Below are 15,670 nucleotides of genomic sequence, written 5' to 3' on the forward strand. Positions count from 1 at the left end.
TATTTTTATTATTATTTTTTTTAATTTAAGAAAATTTTTTAAATTAAATAGAAAACAAAAAGTTTTGAAGGCTAAAAAATTAACAACTTTTAATAAGAAGAATCTTAACAATTGGATGAATTTAACAAAAAAAGAGCGATATAACTTATCAAAACAAGATTCTTTTAACTATATGGATAGAAGAAAACTTTTATTAGATGAAATTAGAAAAGAGTATAAAAAAATATCTAGAGAAAATCTGGAGAAAAACATAAAGAAAAAATAATTATGGAAAATTTCTGGACTTCTAATAAAAACATTAATGGATTGAGTCATTTTGTTTTAATAAATGAGACTAAAGAAAAAGGAAATATTAATTTTTTAATGGTTTCTGTACTTGATTCTGAAATAAATTTAAAAATTACTTACGAAGAATTAGTAAATAGTGGAAATTGGCACAAGGGTTGGATCAATCTTCCAAAGCATCAATCGATTACGGAGGAATATGTTATTTATAAATCCAGCAATAAGCTTGGAGAGATAAAAGAGATATTCGTTAATGAAGATTCTGCATTTAATATTTCTTAATTGCAAAAATATGTTTTAATTCAATTTTCTTTATAAATACTAGATTTTTTCTTACTTAATAATTATTTAAAAATTTTACCCCTTCCATAAAAATAAAATTAACGTTATCAAGGATTAATAATATTTGCTTGTAATTCAATGTTAGGAGATATCTGGATTTCATCTGAGTTGACCGCAGAAAAATTAGGAATAACTGAAATTAAGCTTTCATTTTTACGTGAAAATGGGATACTTAAGCCAGGAATTCATTGGAAAAGCTCACCGCTCGGTCAGAAAAAACCTTGGAATCCCAAAGCACTCTTTAATATAGAGAGATGTAGAAATATTGTTAATAAATTTTATTTTGAAGAGAACTACGATTTAGCAGCCTAAAGTAATATATTTTTTTGATTGATTTGGAAAAATAAATAAGATTCCTATTCGATTAGATTCTCATCCTCACACTCAATCAGAGTGTTTTGCAAAGTTGGATATAAGTTAATCATATTTATATATTGTTTCGATTTTCTGTATGATTTTGCAGCCTTTTTGTAATGAACTTCAGATTTCATTTCTAGTGAAAATTTTCTAGAAGATTCTTGAGAAGTGGTCATAATATTAGATGTCTTATCCCATATTTAATAATTGATTGAGAATGAAGCAATAAATTGAATGGTTTTCTGAAACAAAACATCGTTTAATGTCAGCAAAAAGAAATTTAATAAATATAAATTAAACTTAAAACTCTTTTAATTTGATATGTAATCTATTCTCTAGCAATAACTTTACTGTCGGAATCTAACTTATTTTATATGTAATCTTTTTGGAAAATTAATTAATTTTTTTTTCTTAGGATTACTAATTTTTACAATTTTGTTGTGAATTCAACTGTTTGATGAAATTTAAAGTATTCTCAAAACGTTTAAGCTAATCATTTCCTAAATGCAAACCTACGGTAATCCAGATACCACTTACGGGTGGTGGGCTGGAAATTCAGGTGTAGCTAATCGCTCAGGAAAATTTATCGCTGCTCATGTAGCTCATGCAGGATTAATTGTTTTCTGGGCTGGTGCTTTCACCCTTTTTGAACTTTCACGATTTGATCCTAGTGTCCCTATGGGTCATCAACCTTTAATTGTTCTTCCACACTTAGCAACTCTAGGGATAGGGTTTGACGCTAATGGCGTTGCGATGGGAGATACTAAACCTGTACTTGCAATAGCAATCGTACACTTAGTTTCTTCTATGGTTTTAGCTGCTGGTGGACTTTTACACTCTTTACTTCTTCCAGGAAATTTAGAAGATTCAGATATTGCTAGAGCAAGAAAATTCAATATTGAATGGGATAATCCTGACAAATTGACATTTATTCTTGGACATCATCTCCTCTTCTTAGGATTTGCAGTTATTGCTTTCGTTGAATGGGCCAGAGTCCATGGGATTTATGATCCAGCTATTGGTGCTGTAAGACAAGTTGAATACGAATTAAACTTAGCAAAAATTTGGAATCATCAAACAGACTTTTTGACTATCGATAGTCTGGAAGAGGTTATGGGTGGTCATGCGTTCTTAGCTTTCGTCGAGATTACAGGTGGTGCATGGCATATTGCTACTAAGCAGGTAGGAGAATTTACTAAATTCAAAGGGAAAGGTCTCCTTTCAGCCGAAGCTGTTCTATCTTGGTCATTAGCAGGTATAGGCTGGATGGCTATTATTGCAGCTTTCTGGAGTGCAGCAAATACAACTGTTTATCCTGTTGAATATTTTGGTGAACCACTAGAGTTGAAGTTTAGTATTTCTCCATATTGGATTGATACTGTTGATCTTCCTGATGGTGAGTTTACATCAAGGGCATGGTTAGCAAATGTTCATTACTACTTTGGTTTCTTCTTTATTCAAGGTCACCTTTGGCATGCTCTAAGAGCATTAGGCTTTGATTTCAAGAGAGTTACTAATGCTATTAGTAACATTGATAGTGCTACAATTACTTTAAAAGATTAAATTCTTAAGTTAATCATTTAAATTAAAGGCCCTCTAAAGGGCCTTTTTTATTTGAAAAATTTTGTTAATTAATCTAAATTTAGGAGAATATGTTTTTGAAATCATTGAATATTTTTTATCCACCGAATAAAGATATTTTTTCAAATTCTCTATTAATAAGTTTTTTGGGATTATTAATTATATTTTTTTTATTGATTTTTGGGAGGAAATTTAAACTAGCTGTTCAACTCGAGAGATTTGGATTACCGATAGCAGTTATATCTGGAATTATAGGTATATCTATCGGTCCATTTGGAGTAATACATTTTTTATCAAAAGAAACGATCGATGTTTGGAGTAATTTTCCCACTCCTCTTTTATCGTTAGTCTTCGCAACTTTAATGATGGGAAGACCTATACCAAATATAAATGGTTTAGTTAAACCAATTTTTAATCAATTTCTGCTTGCTCTTTCCCTGGGTTTCGGACAATTTTTCGTTGGCGGTCTAATTGTTAAATATTTTTTGCCTCCATCTATGGATGCAAATCCTTTAATGGGATGTTTAATAGAGGTAGGTTTTGAGGGTGGTCACGGAGCTGCATCAATAATCGGTGAAAGTTTTAATAAACTCGGTTTCCAAAATGGTTTAGATCTTGGTTTAGCTATGGCAACAATGGGTCTTTTATCATCTTCAATATTGGGCAGCATATTTATTTTTCTTGGGAGAACTTTTGGGCTATCAGATAATGAGGAAATCCTTGAAGAAAAAGAAAATCTAAAGGGAAAAAAGATAGAAATTCTTGCGGATTTGCGAATTTTTATAATAAATCTTGGATTCTCTGGCTTGGCAATTTCTTTTGGTGTTTTACTACTTAAATATTTAAGGTATATTTCAAGTTCTTTTGGTGATTTTTCGAAGGAAATTATTTTTTCACTTCCAGTATTCCCTTTTATCCTTATAGGTTCGCTCCTTATTAGATATATTTTAGAGAAAACCAAAAATACAGAATTTATTTCAAATATTCTGCAAAGGGAGATTGGTATTTTATCCACAGACTTATTGATTTTTACAGCTATGGCGAGTTTAGATATTGCAGTTGTTTTTGATAATTGGGTACTTATTTTAGTGTTTACTATTTTTGGTTTATTTTGGAATTTAATCTGCATTGCTTATTTCGCATACTTTATTTTTGATGATTATTGGTTTGAAAAAAGTTTAATAGAGTTTGGTAATTCTACTGGTGTAGTAGCTTCTGGGTTGCTTCTTTTAAGGCTTGCGGATCCTAAAAATATTTCTAAGACCTTACCTATTTTTACTTCAAAACAGCTATTCGCTCAGTTAATTCTTTCTGGGGGATTATTCACAGTTCTTGCACCATTAATGATTTCTAAAATTGGGTTGGACTATTGGACTGAAATTTGTGCTCTAATTACGTTCGCAATTCTCTTTATTGCATTGATTTTTAATAAAGTAGAGATGAAAAATTTTCAATAATAACCCTAGAATACTTTTAGGTTTAACTTTATTTAAATGTCATTTTCTAACTACGATATTCCACCTCAAGAAAATAAAGAGAAGTGGTTTAGGAGTCATTTACTCGGCAGAGAAATTGAACTTGGTGAATTGTATAGCCTTGGATCAAATGATTTAGATTTGCTTATGGCGGAGACTGCAGAAATAAGGAGCGATCTTGATTTTAAGGAAAAAAATATAGGTAAATTTAGGACTGCAGGATATTTTTTGGAGTTAGCAAGAATAATTGAGAAAAGGAAGTTGTTGGAAAGTTAATTAGAGGGAAAATAATTTTTCCCAGAATTTGATGCCCATAATTCATATTTATACATTAGAGGTTTAAATTTTATATTATTTTCAAAGGAATCTAACCAGTTTTTTATAGAGTGTTTTAAATAATTTGTTCTTTTTTGACTTTCACAAGCAATTTTAAATTGTCTTACAAAAGGCCAAATAGACCAATCAGCGATTGTAGGGTTATCTCCAAAAAAGTATTTGTTTTCTGCAAGAAGTTCGTTCCATCTATTAATAAAAATAATAGCCTTCCTGAAATGAAATTCTTCATTACTATCCTTATATCTTGCGGCATATTTGAATCGATCTAAATGATATTTGAATTCGTTATCGTTTTCATTAATTATTTCAAAAATATCTTCCTTCTTATCATCAGGTAAATACCTTAATTTAAGGTTTTGCTTACTTGACTCTGAGAGTGCCCATAGGATGATTTCGAGACTTTCTTCAATAACCTCATTATTTTTTTTTATGAGTATTGGAACTGTTTTTGTCTTTGATTTATTTAAAAAATCTAGAGGTTTATTTTTTAAATCAATTTCTCTTATTTCTACTTTTAATTCACAAATCAATAGGGCCCATCTAACACGAATTGCGTATGGACATCTTCGAAATGAATATAAAATATCGGTTGTCATTTTGTAAAAACTATTAATTATCTTGATTCTTTTAGTATTATTTAATTAAGTATAGTATTAATTTTACAACGCAAATGTCGGGATATGTTTACCTCATTAGAGTAGGAGACCTTTATAGAATTGGGAAAACTGAGGATCTTGAAAAGAAAATTAAGAAATTAAAACCAGACGAATTATTAACATCAATTATGACAAAGGAGCCAGAAACTCTTGAAGCAAGGTTACTAAGAAAATATAAATCTCAAAGAATTCCTGAAACTGGTTACTTAAAGCTTTCTAAAAGACAAATTAGAGAATGCAAAAAGCAATTTGAATTAAAGGGAAGTTTGCCTCACACTTTAGATGCTGAAGTTTCCATAACTTTATTTGCATCTTTTTTATTGTTTTCATTAAGTTCCTTTATTTTTAATTTTTTAAATTTTGGATTTGTAAAATCTATATCTTATTCTTTCGGAATGGCATCTCTACCAATGGTTATATTATTTATTACAGGTAGTTTTGGCGGATATTTTTCTGAAGATTTAGCTCTCTTTTCATTGTTAACTAATCGAATAAAAGGTTTATTTATTGCAATTGCAATGCTTTCAATGGCTTACTTGATTTTCAATTTAGGTTAAATTTCATAATTACAATTTAAGGCAATTTCAAATGGAACTGATTGGGTAGGTAACTTCAGAATAGTTGAGCATATTTCAGCAATATCTTCAGGTTGTGTCATCCTTGATTTGTCTAAGGAAGAGATATTTTGGGCCATTTTTGTATTAACCCAGCTTGGGCAAATTGCTGAAACCCTTATATTTTTATCCCAACCTTTATTTTTCATCGTTTGGCATAATCCCATCAAAGCAAACTTTGAAGAAGAATAAGCGGCTAAATCTCCTTTAGATCTTTTCCCACTCATTGAAACTAAAACAATAATTCTTCCTCTGCCTGAGGTACATAAATGATCCCAAGAAAGTCTACACAAATTCCAAATTGCCAAAAAGTTGATATTTAATGTATTTAAAATATCTTCTTCATCACCGTCCTTATATAAGAAAGGAACTTTTGATAATACTCCAGAACAATTTATTACTGAATCAAATCCTCCAAATTCATCTAAAGTATTCTTTATCCAATTTTCGGCTGTAATTTTTTTTAATGCATCATAGTGGTTGATTATAATTTTCCCTTCTGGCCATTTATTTGGATCAATAGCGCTTCCTTTTAATGATTCTATATCTCTTATGCCAACACTAATTCTATTGCCTTCTTTTAATTCTTTGTGTGCAATATTTAGTCCAATACCTCTACTTGCTCCACTTATTAGTATGGTTCTCATTTTAAACTACATGTTTGGAAATATTATCCTAAGTAACATTTTAAATTCTCTACCATGCATAATCATAAGACCTCTCTTTACACTCCATGGAGCCTTTATAAACATTACGCACATCGCATATACAATCTCTTTTAAGGAAAGAGTATCAGTTAGAAAACCATACCATTGATTTTTAGGTAGTTGGAAAAAACTTCCAAAAAATTCTCTCAATAGTTGCTCATCAAATCTCATGAGTTTTTCTAATCCAAATTGATAAAGTGACTTCTTTCTAATTAATTCTTTTGACCATAAAGTTTCCCAACCTTTTCTAGCAATATGATATGTACTTAGATTTTTGTTTTTAATTGCTTCTGAGACTGCCTTAGCGACAAGTGGAGCTCTTCTCAAAACATTACCAATTAAATATCCAGATGCAGGATGTACCATTGAAGCAGCACCACCATATCCAAGTATTTGTTGTTTGAAATCTGGGATTGGCATATTCATAGGGAGAAATAAGCCAAGCTCTTCATGTTGCATGCTTGTGATTGATATATTTCGATAAGAAAGCCTCTTCTCTAGTCTCTCTTTTAAATTTTCCATTGTTAGAGGATTTACTAAACCAAGAGATGTCTCTTCAAGAAAATATTTCCCATCCCCCATATCCATGGCATAAAGAAAAGTGGGCGGTTCTTTTTTTTGCTCATCGTTAAGATGGTCATTTCTATAGTCCATTAATACAAACTGCCCTTTCTTAAGTGGAGGTTTACTAAAATTACCCACTATCCCATAACAAGTTTGGACTGCTAAGGGACCACACGATTTTAATTTAAGAAAAACAGGATCATATCCTGTTGCATCTACTACTAATCTTGCAGAGTAAATTTTTCCATCTTTTGTAGTTACAGTACTTTTGTTTTTTTCAAAATGTATTTTGTTCGCATAGCCTTGATGCCACTTAATAAGAGACTTATTGCATTCATTAAACCAATAATTATGGAGTTTCTTTTTATCAAATAGTCCATAATCTAGTGAATGTTCCGTGGCTTTATTCTCGTCGTCCTGTTCTTCTAAAGCACCATGCCCAAAAAAACTTACAGTATTCTTCCATCTATATTCAAGTAAATCCTGAAGCCCTAGTTGATCAACTTCTTCCCCCCAAATTCCATATGTGTTTGGCCAGGGTTCATCTGGTCCATTTGGAGAAAGCACTTCAACATTTAGTTTTTCTTTCCCTAAAGCTGAGGCTATTGCCATACCTGCAGGCCCTGCGCCCAGAACAAGAACATCTGGTATTTTTTCTTTTAACATTAAATAAAAATCTTATGATTAAAGAAATTTATGGAACAAATTATTACTTCTGAAGTTAAGATTATATATTTCATCCAATACTTGTAATGAGAGTAGATTTATAATAATCAAATTACTCAATTACTAGTGACTAAGTTTTCAGTGTTTTAACAATAATTTATAAGATTACAAAATAAAAAATACTTAAAAATTTTTTTATTATAAAAAGATAGATAGTAAATTAAATGATTCAAAATAAAAATACTTTAATTACTGGAGGTAATTCAGGCATAGGGCTTTTTGCCTGCATTAATTTACTAAAGACGAAAAATAATTTATACGTTGTAATCAAATCTGAATTAAGAAAAAATGAATTTCTCAAAACAATTGAGAAATATTTTGATAAAAATTACCTAAGTAAATATTTAAATATTATTGAAAATTGTGATCTTTCAAATCTAGAGAATATTAAAAAAATTAAGGATTACTTTATTAGCAAAAAGATTTTCTTAGATGTTGTTGTTTTAAATGCAGGACTGCAATATACGGGTTCTTTTTACCCTAAAGTATCAAAACAAGGGGTAGAGCTAACTTTTGCAGTTAATCATCTTGCACATTTTTACTTAGTGAATACCTTAAAAGATTTAGTTAGAGATAAAGAAGAATCTAGAATCATTATTACATCATCAGATGTACATGATCCCAATAGCTCAGGTGGAAATATAGGAAAGAGAGCAGGGCTTAATAATTTAGTTGATTTTAGAAAAAAAGTAACTGGTCAATTTTTAAATTTTAATGCTGATGAATCTTATAAAAATAGTAAGTTATGTAATATATTGTTTGCTAAAGAACTTGCAAAAAAATTAAAATTATCATCTAGTAAAATTTCTGTAATTACTTGGGCTCCGGGTCTCGTAATACCAAATGATGATTCAGGTTTTTTTAGATATAGTAAACGATTTAATTTCTTTGGATATTTGATTTTTTCTAAAGTTGCAAAAAATATTTTAGGAATTTCTGAAAGTATAGAAAACGCTGGTAAGATACTTTCTGAAATTGTTTTTGATTCAGATTTTAATAATATTGGTTTTGTTTATTTAAGTAATAAAGTTATATCTTTCAAAAAACATAAATTAGTTGAAAGTAAGGTTAGTGATGAGGCAAATAATTCTGAGTTGGCTTCAAAACTGTGGATTTTAAGTGAAGATATTTGCAGATCATTAGGATTTGTTACTTTCAATATTTAAGGTTTGTGTTGGGAAGGCAAACTCTATATTGTTAGTTGCGAATGCCTCAATTATTTTTAGATTTATAGATTGTTGAGCTTCCATTGCAGCAAGATAATTATTTGTTGGGATGTAGTAGACAAGTTCGAAATTAAGACTGAAGTCGCCAAAATCTGTGAAATGACATCTATCAAAAGATGCATTACTTGTCTCTTCAACTATTTTTTCAATTATTATTGGAATTAATTTCATAAGTTTTGGAGAGGTTTCATAAACAACTCCTAATTTATGCACTAACCTCCTTTTCTCCATTTGTGCGTAATTTGAAATTATTCCATTTGTTAGTGCACTGTTGCTCATTATTATTACTTCTCCATTAATACTCCTTATCCTTGAGGATCTTACTCCCACCCTTTCAACCATTCCAATCACTCCATCTGATTTTATAAACTCACCTTTTTGAAAAGGTTTATCTAGCAAAATTGTTATGTATTCAAAAAACTCCTGAACTGGTTCTTTCAATGCTAAACCCGCTCCAATACCACCTGCGCTTAGTAAAGCCCAAATAGCAGTCATTTGAACGCCTACATTCTGTAAGAAAAATATTGAACCAATCGACCAAGTTAATGCTTTTATTAAAGGAGTAAGTGAAGACATCATGGAACTGATTGATAAATCATTAATTTTTGATGTCGATTCTATTAAAGATCTTATTAAAACCTTGTTGAGAGCTTTTATGATGATTATCAATATAAATAATTTAAGAATATTCAATATGACAGAAATAAAAGTTAATTCATCCCCAAAAAAAAAGTCAATTGAAAAATAAAATGAGAGTAAGAAGCCTATAGGTTTTATGATTCCAGATATCACTTCAAAAACGAAATCATCTATATTTGTTTTTGTCCTTTTGGAAATCTTTTTAAAAAATATTTTTGAAAATTTAGAAATTATTATTGACAATAAAACTCCAATAAAAAAAATAGATATTGCCAGAAGGAAGTTTTCAGTAACTAATTTCATATTCAAATAAAACAAAAAAATTTATCTCTAATAAATTTTAAATTATCTCTAAACAACAAACCAGTCTTAATTTTGTTTAACTCATTATTATATTTCTAACTTCTTTAAATTCTTTTCTATCAGCAGTTTTGCATAATTCAAAAATTATTGATTCAGTAGTTGTTATTACTGCCCCCATCTGAATCATTCTCTGTAATGCTATTTCATGATCCACCTTATTTCTACTACTCATAGCGTCTGATATGAGAATAACTTCAAATCCTTTTTTTAAAAAATCTATGACAGTTTGTTGAATACAAATATGCGTTTCGATACCACAAACTATTAAATTTGTAATTTTCTTATTTTTAAGTTCTTTTAAAAATTCTTGTATGTTAGCTAAGCTAAATTCCATCTTTTCAATTTTTATAAATCTTTCTTTGGGCAATAATTCAGAGATCGTTGTACCCAATTTGAGGGGATTTTGTTCAGATACAAATATGTTTTCATCTAAAATTTGGTAGGCATTTATTAGCTTGTTGATGTTTTTGATTATTGAATCCTTATTAAAAATTGGCCTTATAATTTTTTCTTGAACATCAATGATTAGTAAAGCATTTACTTTCTGTGAAAAATTCTCAGAATATTTTTCATGATCCTTCATCTTTTCAATTTAAAGATATATTCAAGATAATATTTTAGAGAACTTTAGTAAACATTTTAAATCAAAAAGTTGTTATGCTCTCATCTAGAGTTATTATTGAGAATAGCAATAGGTTGATTGTTGTCATTTTCCTCTCAATACAATGTCATGACATCTCCTTTAGGAGATGGTTTACATAAAGATGGGAGGAGGTTAACTCCTCAAAGACTTAAGGTTCTTAATTTATTTGAAAATATTGGTTCTGGGAAGCATCTTAGTGCTGAAGAGGTTCATGAGGAGTTAGTTAAATCAAGTTCCAAGGTTTCACTTGCAACTATTTATAGAACCTTAAGACTTTTAGTTCAAATGGGTTTGCTTCATGAATTAGAACTTAGTGAGGGGGGACATAGATATGAATTGCTTAGTAATGAAACTCCAGATCATCATCATTTGATTTGTATTAGGTGTGGAAGAACAGAAGAATTCGAAAATGATGAAGTTTTAGAAGCGGGCAAAGTTGCAGCAAAAGTTAATGGTTTCAAACTAATTGAATCCTCGTTAAATGTAAGAGCGATTTGTCCTAATTGTATTTAGGAGGTTTTAACTTAAAGTTCCTCCGCAACTTGATCCTGCACCTGCAGTGCAAGCAAAACAATGTTCTTTTACAGCTACCCCGTAGTCAAAAGTAAATGATTCATCCAATAGATCAAAAAGTGTCTTTGGACCTTTATTATCTCGGAAATTTATCTGTTGGTTAAAGTCACAATCATAAATTTCTCCTAGCCAATTTACGCTAATTGTCTTTTTACACATAAGATTTGCTAAATTTTTTTCATTAAAATTTTCTTTTAGTAATTTGTAATAAGTATTTAGTTTCCCTTCTCTTTTAAGAGATTCTTCATATCTATTTATTGGCATATTAGTTATTGTGTATAAATTATTAAAAACGATATTGTATTTTTCGAATAGTATTTTTTTATAGTCCTTCTCCAATATTTCCTGAGAAGGAGGAAGCATTGGACTTACAGGATTGTAAACAAGGTTTAATTTTAATCCATTTTCTTTCTTTCCATAGCCTAAATCATTAAGAATTTTTATGGCATTAATACTTTTTTCAAAAACCCCAAAACCCCTTTGAAACTCAACATTATTTTTTTCATAACACGGCAGCGAAGCAGTAACTATCACTTTATTCTTTGCAAGAAATTGAGGAAGATCTTCATAACCTTTTTCAAAGAAAATTGTCAAATTACACCTGTCAATAATATCAACTTGTTTTGTGCTCAAACTAGTTATTAGGTTTTTAAACTCTGGGTGAAGTTCTGGCGCGCCACCTGTAATATCTAAAGTCTTGATTTTGTATTTTTCAATTATTTTTGGAATAAGAGATATAATTTTATTTGACATCTTTTCAGTTCTTAGAGGACTTGAATTGACATGACAATGCTTACAAGCCTGATTGCATTTATAACCTATATTAATTTGCAATGTTTCTATAGGTTCTTTATATATTGAGGGAAATTTTTCTTTCATAAATATATTATTTATAAATTTTTATTCGAAAATCAAAAAGTTAACTGTTTTTTAAATTTTGATCTCTTACTAGCAAGTTCAATAAACCAACTAATATATTCTTTGGGACCATTTTTAAAAACTATGTCAAACTTTAATTTGTCATACAAATCACTGATACCTATTAAACCAGTTTTTTTTGTAGAAGGCCTTTCAACTTCACCAGAACTACTATCTACAAAAATTATTTTATTATTAATCCCAAATTCATTACCTAATATTTGTATAAATTCTAGAAAAGACCTATCACTGCCTCCTCTTAAATAATTTTTTTCGCTATTATTTTTTTTTGAGGTTACTGTGTCACCAACTCCTACAATCAAAGGCATATCTTCTTTTTGAATAGTTCTTTTGCATAAATCAATTTTTTCCTTAATAGAATTTGGAGAATTTCTAAAATTAAAATTATTTCCAAAAGGAGCTTTGCCGGTTTTATCCGCAATAAATTTATTTAAAAGAAATAAAACTCCAGAATCTTTAACTGCTCCCTTAATAAGTAATTGTATATCTGTTGATCCAATATCATTTTTAGAAGAAAGTTTAATTGTTTCTCTACCATTTTTATTGCCTAAATTTGGTGAAATATGAAGGAAGAATGAGTTTTTGAGGCCTTCGGATTCAGCTTTTAAGATGATTTCATTCATCATTTTTTCAAAACTAATTTGAATAAGCTTTCTTTTGTCAGAATCTTTGTGAACTAAATCAAATAGACTATTAAAATTTATCGTTGGCGAGAAGCGTGTTTCGCATATTGATTTTACTGCGTGAAAATTGATATCTTCTTGGCTAAGTTCAGGAAAAATATTCTTAACTATTAAATTAAATTTTGGTCTTATTAAACTAGGTACTTTTGATAAAAAATTTAGTTCTTTTTCTGATACTCCTTCAAAACTTATTTCACCATTATTTTCTTGATACTCTACTCCACATGCAGCTAAACCTCTTAAATATAACTCTTTTTTTTTAGGCTCAGTAGTGCTCCCTACACTCCTTTCTATTATTCTGTTAACTCCTCTTGGACCTTCATGTTCCCCGCAAGTTAATACAAAGAATTCCTCAGCAAATTCTTTTACCGCATAAATATATTTTGATTCTAACTCTCTAGTCATTGGATCTTTAACTAGAGGAATACAAACTCCGTCAATGTCTTGAATAAATAAGATATTTTCAGAAGAAATTAATTGTTTTTGTACCTTTAAATTGCTTGCCATGTATTTCATATTTATAATTATTACTTTTTTTTATTAAACTTCTTTTTTAGGAAATTATAAATTAAAAAATTCAATATTTACAATAAATAATTTGCTATGGTCAAAAATTGCTTTAATGTAGAAAAATGTTGTTAAGGGTAAGAAATTAAAAAAATTATCGAGAATTTCCAAAAATGAAGAATAATTTCATAGAAAACATAAATGATGAAAAATATTTTTATTCATTGATTGAAAATATAGAGAACAGCAAAGTTGGATTCTACAGTGTTGGTTTATATCCTGCATCATTAGCATACAACTGCGCTATGCATGGAAAATCAAATAATATTCTCTTAGCTCCTAGGGAGGATAGAGATTTGTTAGGTGCCTTCTCAAATGATGTTCTTTCTGATATGGATAATGAGATTATTGAAAAGATTAAGAGAATGGGATGTTATTCTTCAGAGGGGAAAAGAAAGCCTTTTGATCTAAAAGATCTTCTTTTGGAATGTGAAATAGTTATTCTTGCTTCAAACAGTAATCACATAAAAGATGATGTTAAACATGCTTTAGAACTCAGAAAAACTTTAAAAAGAGAAAATGTGGTTCTTGGCTGCCTGGTCGGTTCTTTTTGTGTTGACAATAAAAGTAAAAACCCTTTCATTCTTTGTAATAAATATCCAAATTTAGCTTTTTTTACAGGATTTCATCGTCACGGAGCTTTACGAAATCCTAATGATAGTTTTACTGCAAATTTCTGCCATCCTGATGCCCTAACTGCTTTAATAGGAGCTCGCATTTTGAATCAATTATCCCCGAAAATTCAAGTTTCTCCTGGTGTTCATAATATTGAATGTCAATATATAAAATCAATAAAAAATATTTCATCCATATTTGCAGGTTTTGTAAATAACTTTCATTCCGATAAACCAGGGATGCTACCTAGTATTAATACAATTTTGTTAACTCAATGTTTAGATCAGGCTGCATCAGTATCATTACAAGTTAGAAAAGAAAATAAATTAGAAAATAAACATCTTTCATTAAAAGAACTTGGTTATGGTGAAGAAATAATTAGTGCAAAGGAAATAATTAATGATAAATTTTGTGAAAAAGGAGATTATACTTTTTCTCAATTAAATGCTGTTAAGGCTGATGTCTTAGGGAGTATGACTCTACCAACTGAAGGAAAACCAACACGGAATTTTCAAGCAGGACAAGTTTTATCAGATATGCTTTTGCAACTGAATAGATGTCCAAAAGATGTCTCAGAATTTGTAAATTGGTGTAATAAATACTCTCTTAGTCAAGGAGGTTTAGAAGGTTTAAAATCTTTAAAATTTTGGCCAGACATTTATAAAGAATTCAAAATCAAAAATAATAATTGTTCAATGATTAATCTTATTTATTTATGCTTTAACGCTAATTCAGAAGAAAAAAAAGAAATTTATAATGTTTTAATTAGTTCAGAAGAGATCACTAATTTTTGCCAAGAATCTGTAAAATCTGAATTATCTTTAGAACTAAATGAAAAATTAAAAGGAGATTATCTTTTCAATAATATTGAAAACCTTCACAAGAAATTGTTTATTAACAAAGAGGAAAATGGTATTAAAAAAAATAAATATAACAATCCAATTTCTAAAAATTATCCAAGTTATATTAATGTAATGAATATTATCAATAATTATTTTAATAATTGATTATTTATTTAATTTACTAAAAAGCTAAGTTCTTAATTTATTTACTAATCTTGATTGCGGGGTTAGAATTATTATGGTACTAAAAGAATTTTTTGAAAAAAGAATTATCACATCGTTCACATGAACTGAAATCTCTTGGATGGAATCAAGAAGATTTAAGAAGATACGAAGATTTATGGGACTATAGCCAAAGATGGGGATTAATAAATTTAGAAAGAGAAGACAGACAGTTTTTAAAGAAGGCAGAAAAATTACTCCCAAAAATCCAAAATAAAAAGATATCAGTTAAAAAAACTATTGAAGAAAAATCATATTATTTATGGTTAAATCTTTACCTTGATGAAATTAATATTTTTAGTAATTCCAATGTCCCAAAAAATAAACATGGTGTTTGGAAACTCTTAATTGAAGAGGAAATAAAACTTCTTAGGGAGTTACAACCAGTTATGGGTCTTCCAGATACTTTAAAAGCCAAAAAACTATTTAAAAATAGAAAGGAGCTCATAAATAAAGCTTTTAGTGAATTTGAAGCTAAAAATAACGATAAGGGTTTCAATTTTGATGATGTTCTAAACAACTCTGAAAAAAATGTTGGTAAGAATTGGAAATCAATTACTGAAAAAGATCCTGAATCTAATAAAACTTTTCCAATAATAGATTCTGTAAATATTGAGAAACTCAGATCTGCGATAAAAGAGGATTTGAGTTTATATATGAAGGATAATTACCCTTCATTAAAAAAGGATTTATAAATATTTATCTTTTTTTTGTT

At 29.1% G+C, this 15,670-nt stretch carries 19 protein-coding genes; 11 read left to right on the forward strand and 8 right to left on the reverse strand.

Annotated elements, in window-relative coordinates:
* Positions 1-64 precede the first annotated feature (64 nt).
* The 3 genes from HA151_RS03265 to HA151_RS03275 all read left to right on the forward strand — a co-directional run bounded on the left by HA151_RS03265 (position 65) and on the right by HA151_RS03275 (position 939).
* Complete coding sequence (locus HA151_RS03265) at positions 65-265, forward strand: glycoprotein (protein WP_245151557.1); 201 nt, start codon at positions 65-67, stop codon at positions 263-265.
* 2 nt (positions 266-267) lie between these two features.
* On the forward strand, positions 268-567 hold the full coding sequence (locus HA151_RS03270; protein ID WP_209106070.1) for a TIGR02450 family Trp-rich protein: 300 nt from the start codon (positions 268-270) through the stop codon (positions 565-567).
* Positions 568-705: 138 nt separating this feature from the next.
* The gene (locus HA151_RS03275) at positions 706-939 is read left to right on the forward strand and encodes a hypothetical protein (protein WP_209106071.1); all 234 of its coding nucleotides are present in this window, start codon (positions 706-708) and stop codon (positions 937-939) included.
* Positions 940-983: 44 nt separating this feature from the next.
* Here the strand turns inward: HA151_RS03275 and HA151_RS03280 are convergent, their stop codons facing one another.
* The gene (locus HA151_RS03280; protein ID WP_187151182.1) at positions 984-1,160 is read right to left on the reverse strand and encodes a hypothetical protein; all 177 of its coding nucleotides are present in this window, start codon (positions 1,158-1,160) and stop codon (positions 984-986) included.
* Positions 1,161-1,488: 328 nt separating this feature from the next.
* On the opposite strand from HA151_RS03280, the gene HA151_RS03285 reads away from it, so the two are divergent.
* From HA151_RS03285 to HA151_RS03295, 3 genes are all read left to right on the forward strand, one after another.
* Positions 1,489-2,547, forward strand: a complete 1,059-nt coding sequence (locus HA151_RS03285; protein WP_025924339.1) for a chlorophyll a/b binding light-harvesting protein — start codon at positions 1,489-1,491, stop codon at positions 2,545-2,547.
* Positions 2,548-2,636: 89 nt separating this feature from the next.
* On the forward strand, positions 2,637-4,022 hold the full coding sequence (locus HA151_RS03290; protein WP_209106072.1) for a sodium:solute symporter: 1,386 nt from the start codon (positions 2,637-2,639) through the stop codon (positions 4,020-4,022).
* A 36-nt stretch (positions 4,023-4,058) separates the two neighbouring features.
* Positions 4,059-4,316 (forward strand): hypothetical protein, encoded by a 258-nt coding sequence (locus HA151_RS03295; protein ID WP_209106073.1) that lies wholly within the window; start codon positions 4,059-4,061, stop codon positions 4,314-4,316.
* Here HA151_RS03295 and HA151_RS03300 read toward each other — a convergent pair.
* Positions 4,313-4,972 (reverse strand): glutathione S-transferase, encoded by a 660-nt coding sequence (locus HA151_RS03300; RefSeq protein ID WP_209106074.1) that lies wholly within the window; start codon positions 4,970-4,972, stop codon positions 4,313-4,315. The two genes, HA151_RS03295 and HA151_RS03300, sit on opposite strands and share 4 nt — an antisense overlap.
* Positions 4,973-5,046: 74 nt before the next feature.
* Between HA151_RS03300 and HA151_RS03305 the strand changes: the two genes are divergently transcribed.
* Complete coding sequence (locus HA151_RS03305) at positions 5,047-5,589, forward strand: GIY-YIG nuclease family protein (protein ID WP_209106075.1); 543 nt, start codon at positions 5,047-5,049, stop codon at positions 5,587-5,589.
* Here HA151_RS03305 and HA151_RS03310 read toward each other — a convergent pair.
* Both HA151_RS03310 and crtL read right to left on the reverse strand, forming a co-directional pair.
* Positions 5,586-6,293 (reverse strand): SDR family NAD(P)-dependent oxidoreductase, encoded by a 708-nt coding sequence (locus HA151_RS03310; RefSeq protein ID WP_209106076.1) that lies wholly within the window; start codon positions 6,291-6,293, stop codon positions 5,586-5,588. The genes HA151_RS03305 and HA151_RS03310 overlap by 4 nt on opposite strands.
* Before the next feature lie 6 nt (positions 6,294-6,299).
* Complete coding sequence (gene crtL / locus HA151_RS03315) at positions 6,300-7,583, reverse strand: lycopene beta cyclase (protein ID WP_209106077.1); 1,284 nt, start codon at positions 7,581-7,583, stop codon at positions 6,300-6,302.
* Between the two features lie 224 nt (positions 7,584-7,807).
* Here crtL and HA151_RS03320 point away from each other — a divergent pair, with 224 nt between their 5' ends.
* The gene (locus HA151_RS03320; protein WP_209106078.1) at positions 7,808-8,809 is read left to right on the forward strand and encodes an SDR family NAD(P)-dependent oxidoreductase; all 1,002 of its coding nucleotides are present in this window, start codon (positions 7,808-7,810) and stop codon (positions 8,807-8,809) included.
* Here HA151_RS03320 and HA151_RS03325 read toward each other — a convergent pair.
* Positions 8,783-9,811 (reverse strand): mechanosensitive ion channel family protein, encoded by a 1,029-nt coding sequence (locus HA151_RS03325; protein ID WP_209106079.1) that lies wholly within the window; start codon positions 9,809-9,811, stop codon positions 8,783-8,785. The genes HA151_RS03320 and HA151_RS03325 overlap by 27 nt on opposite strands.
* A gap of 76 nt (positions 9,812-9,887) precedes the next feature.
* Complete coding sequence (locus HA151_RS03330) at positions 9,888-10,454, reverse strand: hydrolase (protein WP_209106080.1); 567 nt, start codon at positions 10,452-10,454, stop codon at positions 9,888-9,890.
* A gap of 120 nt (positions 10,455-10,574) precedes the next feature.
* Here HA151_RS03330 and HA151_RS03335 point away from each other — a divergent pair, with 120 nt between their 5' ends.
* Positions 10,575-11,027, forward strand: a complete 453-nt coding sequence (locus HA151_RS03335; RefSeq protein ID WP_209106081.1) for a Fur family transcriptional regulator — start codon at positions 10,575-10,577, stop codon at positions 11,025-11,027.
* A 6-nt stretch (positions 11,028-11,033) separates the two neighbouring features.
* Here HA151_RS03335 and arsS read toward each other — a convergent pair whose 3' ends face one another.
* Positions 11,034-11,966, reverse strand: a complete 933-nt coding sequence (gene arsS, locus HA151_RS03340; protein ID WP_209106082.1) for an arsenosugar biosynthesis radical SAM (seleno)protein ArsS — start codon at positions 11,964-11,966, stop codon at positions 11,034-11,036.
* A gap of 32 nt (positions 11,967-11,998) precedes the next feature.
* On the reverse strand, positions 11,999-13,225 hold the full coding sequence (gene stpA / locus HA151_RS03345) for a glucosylglycerol 3-phosphatase (RefSeq protein ID WP_209106083.1): 1,227 nt from the start codon (positions 13,223-13,225) through the stop codon (positions 11,999-12,001).
* 164 nt (positions 13,226-13,389) lie between these two features.
* Between stpA and HA151_RS03350 the strand changes: the two genes are divergently transcribed.
* Together HA151_RS03350 and HA151_RS03355 are read left to right on the forward strand one after the other, a co-directional pair.
* Positions 13,390-14,898: a hypothetical protein gene (locus tag HA151_RS03350; protein WP_209106084.1), complete on the forward strand. Its 1,509-nt coding sequence runs from the start codon at positions 13,390-13,392 to the stop codon at positions 14,896-14,898.
* Positions 14,899-14,990: 92 nt separating this feature from the next.
* Entirely contained in the window at positions 14,991-15,650 is a 660-nt protein-coding gene (locus HA151_RS03355; protein WP_209106085.1) for a hypothetical protein, read from the forward strand.
* The last annotated feature ends 20 nt before the right edge of the window (positions 15,651-15,670 follow it).

Source organism: Prochlorococcus marinus XMU1419 (assembly GCF_017695955.1).
Taxonomy (GTDB): domain Bacteria; phylum Cyanobacteriota; class Cyanobacteriia; order PCC-6307; family Cyanobiaceae; genus Prochlorococcus_A; species Prochlorococcus_A marinus_AD.